The organism is uncultured Abyssibacter sp. (genome assembly GCF_964000955.1).
Classification (GTDB): Bacteria; Pseudomonadota; Gammaproteobacteria; order Nevskiales; family OUC007; genus Abyssibacter.
Genome location: NZ_CAXFCL010000114.1, coordinates 1 through 5869 on the forward strand (window position 1 = coordinate 1; position 5869 = coordinate 5869).

Sequence of the window (5869 nt, forward strand, 5' to 3'; positions counted from 1 at the left end):
CGCGAGGGCGAACAGATCGTCGCTGTTGTGCAGACGGCGGTGCAGCGGCCAGGCGTTGCTCGCGGCGGTTTCGCCGGCCGCGGACGGATCCGGCGCGTCGGTATCGCGTGATGCAGCCGTGGCGCCCGTCGGCTGGGCCGCCGGTGCCTGCGTTCCGCTGGTGGGTGAGGTGGCCGACGATGCCGGGCTCGGATCGCCCAAGGTGTTCGTGCTCAGGAACAACCAGACCGCGATGCCCGCCAGCAGCACCGACAACCCGATGATCAGCCCTCGCTTCAATGCGTCTCGTGGTGATCGAGGCCCGCGCGCCGGTCCAGTTCGCGCTGGTCCTCGCGGGCGAGCACGGCCATGCGGATCTGCTCCAGGTTTTCCTTGAGGATGTCCGCGACCAGGCCGTCCGTGTGTTCACTTTGCAGGAATTCGATGATCACCCGTTGCGTCACCTGGGTGCTGGTCGAGACGATGGCGTCGAAGAACGGCAACCGGCGCAGGCGGCCCAGACTGGGGTCGGCGTATAGCGATTCGCGCACGGCGGTCTCGATATGGTCCGTATGCTTGGTCAGGGCCCGGGCGACGTTATGCGTGTACGTGCCCTTGTCCAGCACGTCGGCGACTTCATCAAGCACGTAAACCGTCACCGCGCCACCGATCAGGTTGACCACGGCCTGGCGGAACCGGTTCAGCAGGTTGTGGGTGAAGGTTTCCCCGAACGCACGGTCGGCGGCCATGCCGAAGCGCGAGAACAGGATGAGGATGCGGATGATGCGGAACAGCCGGAATCCGCGAATCGCCGGATGGGAGACCGGGATCATCCCGAGGATTTCGTACCAGTTCACGAACAGGAAGCGGCGGTTGAAGCCGTAGGCCCGCCAGCGCCAGACGAACTCGGCGGCGAAAATGGCGCAGATCGCGACATCCGCGGTGATGATCAGCTCGCGCGTGGCCTCGCTGGTGTTCCACCAGGTCTCGTAGGCGAGCAGGCCGATCGAGACGATGGCCAGCAGCAGCATCAGCCAGTCGATCGGGCGGATGCGGTGGTCCGGATCCTTGGACGCGGCGAATGACATGGACCGGCGTGCTCCGTCAGTAGCCGGCCGCCTGGCCGTCCTTGCGGGATTCGGAGGCGCCGTAGTACACGCCGGACTCCGGATCGCGCAGGATCGCCTGGTAGCCGCCGTAGGGACCGCGCGCGGTCCCGACCCGGTGGCCGCGGTCCATCAGCGCGCGGACGGTCGAGTAGTCGAAGCCGGACTCCAGATAAAGCCGCCCGCCATCGGTCATCGTCTCGCCCGTCGGACTGGAGCTGCCTTCGTGATAGATCCGCGGGGCGTCACCGGCTTCCTGCAGGTTCATGCCGAAGTCGATCAGATTGGTCACGATCTGCACATGGCCTTGCGGCTGCATCGCGCCGCCCATCAGTCCGAAGCTGATCCAGGGCTTGCCGTCCTTGGTGATGAAGGCCGGGATGATCGTGTGGAACGGCCGCTTGCCGGGTTCGAAGCGGTTGGCATGCTGCGGGTCCAGCGCGAACAGTTCGCCACGGTTCTGCAGGATGAAGCCCAGGTCCGGTGGCGTCATGCCGCTGCCCATGCCCCGGTAGTTGGACTGGATCAGCGACACCATGTTGCCGGCCTCGTCGGCGACGGTCAGGTAAATCGTGTCTCCGGATTGCAGGCTGGCAGGGTCGGGGTAGGCCTTGGCGGCGACATCGTCGCGGATGCGCGCGAGTTGCCGCTTCGCGTAGTCCTTGCTCAGCAGCCGGTCCAGCGGGATGTCGGCGAAGTCGGGGTCGGTGTAGTAGCGGGCCCGGTCCTCGAACGCGAGCTTCTTCGCCTCGGTGAACCAGTGGATGTGCTCGGGACTGCCGAAGCCGGCCGCGGCCAGGTCGTAGCCTTCGAGAATGTTCAGCATCTGCAGGGCGGCGACACCCTGCGTGTTCGGCGGCAGCTCCCAGACGGTGTGGCCGCGGTAGTCCGTGGAGACCGGTTCCACCCATTCGGAACGATGGGCGGCCAGATCGGCCTCGCTGAGAAAGCCGCCCTGCGCCTGCACATGGTCGGCGATGGTCTTGGCGACCGGGCCGGTGTAGAACGCGTCACGACCGCCACCGGCGATCTTTGCCAGCGTGTTGGCCAGGCCGGGGTTGCGCCAGATCTCCCCCTTGCGGGGTGCTTGGCCGTCGATCGTGAACTGTTCGGTGAAGCCGGGGTACTGCGACAGTCGCGGAACCGACCGGTCCCAGTAGTAGGCGATCAGCTCGGTGACCGGAAAGCCTTCGCGGGCGTAGCGGATGGCCGGGTCCAGCAGCTCCGACATCGGCATCGAGCCGAAGCGTTGGTGCAGCTCGAACCAGCCGTCGACGCAGCCCGGCACCGACACCGGCAACGGGCCGTAGGACGGGATCGATTCGTAACCCTGATCGAGAAACCATTGCAGACTCAGATCCCGCGGCGAGCGGCCGCTGGCGTTGAGTCCGTAGAGCGCCTGGCTTTCCGCATCCCAGACGATGGCGAACAAGTCACCGCCGATGCCGTTGCCCACGGGCTCCATCAGCCCCTGCGCGGCGTTCGCGGCGATGGCCGCATCCACCGCGTTGCCGCCGGACTTGAGCACGTCCAGCGCCACCTGGGTGACCAGTGGCTGACTGGTCGCGGCCATACCGTGGCGGGCGATGACCTCGGAGCGGGTGGCAAAGGGCTGGCCGGTCACCCGGTCGCCGCCGGAGACGGGAAAGCTGGACATCATTAGGCAGCAGGCGCTGATCAGCAGGAGGGTACGCATCTTTGCAGGCTAGACGGTTCGTGAGCGACCGTGCAACGATGCCTTTCAAAGAGGGGCGAGCACGGAACCTGCTCGAAACCTTGGCAAGGATGCGATGACCGACCCGAACTCGCTTTCGTCCGCCTCCGGGCCGGATTTGAGGACTCAACTGCCTGAATCGTTGCTGCTCGCGCAACTCGAGCGGGGTTTCGGGGACTTGCAGTTCGTGCCGGCCCTGGAAAAACCGTTCCGGCGGTACCTGCGGTCGTATCTGATTCATCATCTGCGGCTCGCCTGTGTCGCGGGACTGATTCTGGTCGCGGCCGCGCAGCTGCTTTCCAGCTTCGTGCTGAACCCCCCGGCCACCGCGCTGCGCTGGCAGGCCGTGCTGCTCTGCGGCGTGCTGACGCCGGTGCTGCTCAACGCCTACTGGACGCTCACCAGCGCCGGCTCGGAGCGGCGGATGGATATCGCGGCTTACAGCGTCATCGGTGTGCTGTCGCTCGCCGGGCTGCTGCTGCCGATGATCTACCGGCACCACGGCGGCGTGTTTCCCTTCCCGTTGATCGAACTCGTGGTGGTGCTGATCCCGATCCTCGCCGCACGACGGTTTCCCGTGGCGCTGCTCTGCGTGCTGGGCATTCTCGGCGCGCTGATGCTGCGCGATATGGTCTTTGCCCGCCTGACCACGGGCACGATGCTGGAGGTCTTCAACGTCACCGCGTTCGCGGCGGTCTCCCTGGCCGGTGGCTTCGTGCAGGAGTGGGTGCTGCGGCGGAATTTCCTGTCCGAGGGCCTTTATCTGCTGCGCTCCGTGCGCGATCCACTGACGCAGCTGCGCAACCGGCGCGGGTTTGATGTCGACGCCGAGCGCATCTGGGCCACCGCCCGGCGCGGCGGTTTGTCAGTGGGGGTGGCGATGATCGACATCGATCACTTCAAGCTGCTCAACGATGCCTGGGGCCACGCCGCGGGCGATCGGGTGCTCAGGGATCTCGCCAATGTGCTGCGGGCGCAGGCAGGGCGTCGACCGATGGATTTGATCGGACGCGTCGGCGGCGAGGAATTCGCGGTGATCTGGTACGACCTGTCGCCGGGAGCGGCCAGGGACCAGGCGGAGCGTGTCCGTCAGTCCGTGGTCGACATCGATCTGGAGCACCCGGGGGGCCGTCCGCTGTCGGTGAGTATCGGATGCACCCAGCTCGTCCCGCGTGGAGCTGTGACGTTGTCCGATGCGCTGGCCGCCGCCGATTCCGCGCTGTACGCGGCAAAGTCCGCCGGCCGAAACCGTGTCGAGTACGCCTCGCCACCGCGTGAACCCGAGTCCAGTCGCCGGGATCAGTCCTCCAACGCCAGCGCCTGACGCAGCTCGCTCGGCGACAGGAACTGGGCGGGTAGGCGTTCTTCGCGTTCCTGGATCATGCGGGTGATCCGCGCGTTGATCGGGGTGGGGCGGCCGCAGAGTTCACCCAGACGGCAGATCTCTCCGTTGAGCTGCGTCACTTCGGTGGGCCGCGCGGACAGCATGTCAGCCACCATGGACGGGTAGGCGTGGGGTGACGCCGTTCGGTGAAACGCCGAAGCGCGCAGAGCCAGTGACGGCGTCAGCTGCAGCATCCGCCGGTAGGCCGCGTAGGGCAGTGACGCCGGCAGCCGATAGGGCGCGTCGGTGGCGTCCAGTACATCCACCGCCTCATCGAGCGCGGCCAGGAAGCAGGTCCTCAGGTCGGCATTGTGCAGCACGTCATGAAACGTGGCGTGCGTCAGTGCGCAGATCGCGTTGGCCAGATTGATCAGCAGCTTGCCCCAGGCGGCACCCTCGCCGCGGACGCGTCGCACCCGCAGGCCGGTGTCCCGGAACAGGGACAGCAGCCGGGCGTCGGCCGTTCGCATCAGCAGCGTGGGTTCGGTGGTGACGCGCGCATGCAGCGGTTGCAGGGTCTGCGCGTTGAACATCACCGTGGCGGCCACCGGCTCTATGGCGGGAAACCGCTGGCGGATCCGCTGGGTCGCGCCAACGCCGTTCTGGCAGGGCAGCACCGCGCAATGCGCAGGCACGGCATCGCCGAAGGCATCCAGCACGCCGCGCAGATCGGGGTGCTTGACGCAGATGAAGGCGGCGTCGGCGGCGTCGAGGTCGACCCCGGTCGCCAGCGCCGGCTTGTCGACGGTTAGTGGCGGGCCGCCGGTGACGCGGTCCACGCGCAGGTGCCGCACGCTTTGCATGGCCGGCACGTCCTCGTCGCGGATGACCAGCTTGACCGCGTGTCCGGCCCGCACCAGATGCGCGGCCAGCACCGTTCCGACGGCGCCCGCGCCGATGACCGTTACCCGCATCCGGCATTTCCATGACAAGTCTGGAGCGCAGTGTGTCCGATCACGACAGCGGCGAAAACCTGCGTCATTCACGACGGATCGGTGATGATGTAGCGTCTTGCCGGGCTGGGCCGGCGCAGCGCAGTGCCCGCCGCCCGCGCAATTTGCGAGAACAACTGGACGAGACCATGGATGAAGTGACCGCGCCGGAGGGGCGTTCATGAGGCGCGATGTCGTGCTGATTCACGGCATGTGGTGCCGGGGCGAGCACCTAAACGCGGTGGCGGCCGCGCTGCGGGACGCCGGGTTTCGCGTGCACGCGCCAACCCTGCCGTTTCATGGCAAGCCAGGGGAGGACGACGCCGGCGAGGCGCTGGGGCGCGCCAGCCTGCTGGACTATGTCGACTATGTGCAGGGCGTGATCCATCAGTTGAATCTGCCCAGTCCGCCGATCCTGCTGGGGCATAGCATGGGCGGCGTCATCGCGCAGATTCTCGCCAGCCGTATCGAGACGCAGGCAATGATCCTGCTGACGCCCGCGGCGCCGGCGGGCGTGCTAGCCGTCAATGCGCGCACGCTGCGGGTGTTCTGGCGCCGGCTGCTCGACTGGGGATTCTGGAACAAGCCCCACGGGCTCACGGTCGATCAGGCCAGGCGATACGCGTTCAACGGTCTGCCGGACGAGACCGCGGACGCGATTTATCCCACGCTGGGGCTGGAGTCGGGGCGCGCATTGTTCGAGTTGGCGTTCTGGCCGCTGGACCGGCGCCGCGCCGCGCGGATGGACCCGACG

At 67.1% G+C, this 5869-nt stretch carries 6 protein-coding genes; 2 read left to right on the forward strand and 4 right to left on the reverse strand.

Features of this window, described 5'->3' with window-relative positions; genetic code table 11:
• The 3 genes from ABNS06_RS05180 to ggt all read right to left on the reverse strand — a co-directional run.
• Positions 1-279, reverse strand: a 279-nt coding sequence (locus ABNS06_RS05180; protein ID WP_348673002.1) for a hypothetical protein, incomplete at its 3' end; no start/stop codon positions are given.
• Positions 276-1067 (reverse strand): ion transporter, encoded by a 792-nt coding sequence (locus ABNS06_RS05185; RefSeq protein WP_348673003.1) that lies wholly within the window; start codon positions 1065-1067, stop codon positions 276-278. The genes ABNS06_RS05185 and ABNS06_RS05180, both read right to left, overlap by 4 nt.
• 16 nt (positions 1068-1083) lie before the next feature.
• Positions 1084-2781 (reverse strand): gamma-glutamyltransferase, encoded by a 1698-nt coding sequence (gene ggt, locus ABNS06_RS05190; protein WP_348673005.1) that lies wholly within the window; start codon positions 2779-2781, stop codon positions 1084-1086.
• Between the two features lie 94 nt (positions 2782-2875).
• Between ggt and ABNS06_RS05195 the strand changes: the two genes are divergently transcribed.
• Positions 2876-4123, forward strand: coding sequence for a GGDEF domain-containing protein (locus ABNS06_RS05195; RefSeq protein ID WP_348673007.1), 1248 nt, complete (start codon positions 2876-2878; stop codon positions 4121-4123).
• On the opposite strand, the gene ABNS06_RS05200 is transcribed toward ABNS06_RS05195, so the two are convergent.
• On the reverse strand, positions 4099-5097 hold the full coding sequence (locus ABNS06_RS05200) for a 2-dehydropantoate 2-reductase (RefSeq protein ID WP_348673008.1): 999 nt from the start codon (positions 5095-5097) through the stop codon (positions 4099-4101). The two genes, ABNS06_RS05195 and ABNS06_RS05200, sit on opposite strands and share 25 nt — an antisense overlap.
• 199 nt (positions 5098-5296) lie before the next feature.
• Between ABNS06_RS05200 and ABNS06_RS05205 the strand changes: the two genes are divergently transcribed.
• Positions 5297-5869: alpha/beta fold hydrolase (locus ABNS06_RS05205; protein WP_348673009.1), on the forward strand; the 573-nt coding region annotated here is incomplete at its 3' end.

Excerpts from the sequence above, each read along its gene's own strand:
- ggt (WP_348673005.1), bottom strand. The coding sequence starts at position 2,781 with ATGCGTACCCTCCTGCTGATCAGCGCCTGCTGCCTAATGATGTCCAGC.
- ABNS06_RS05200 (WP_348673008.1), bottom strand. The coding sequence starts at position 5,097 with ATGCGGGTAACGGTCATCGGCGCGGGCGCCGTCGGAACGGTGCTGGCC.
- ABNS06_RS05185 (WP_348673003.1), bottom strand. The coding sequence starts at position 1,067 with ATGTCATTCGCCGCGTCCAAGGATCCGGACCACCGCATCCGCCCGATC.
- ABNS06_RS05195 (WP_348673007.1), top strand. The coding sequence starts at position 2,876 with ATGACCGACCCGAACTCGCTTTCGTCCGCCTCCGGGCCGGATTTGAGG.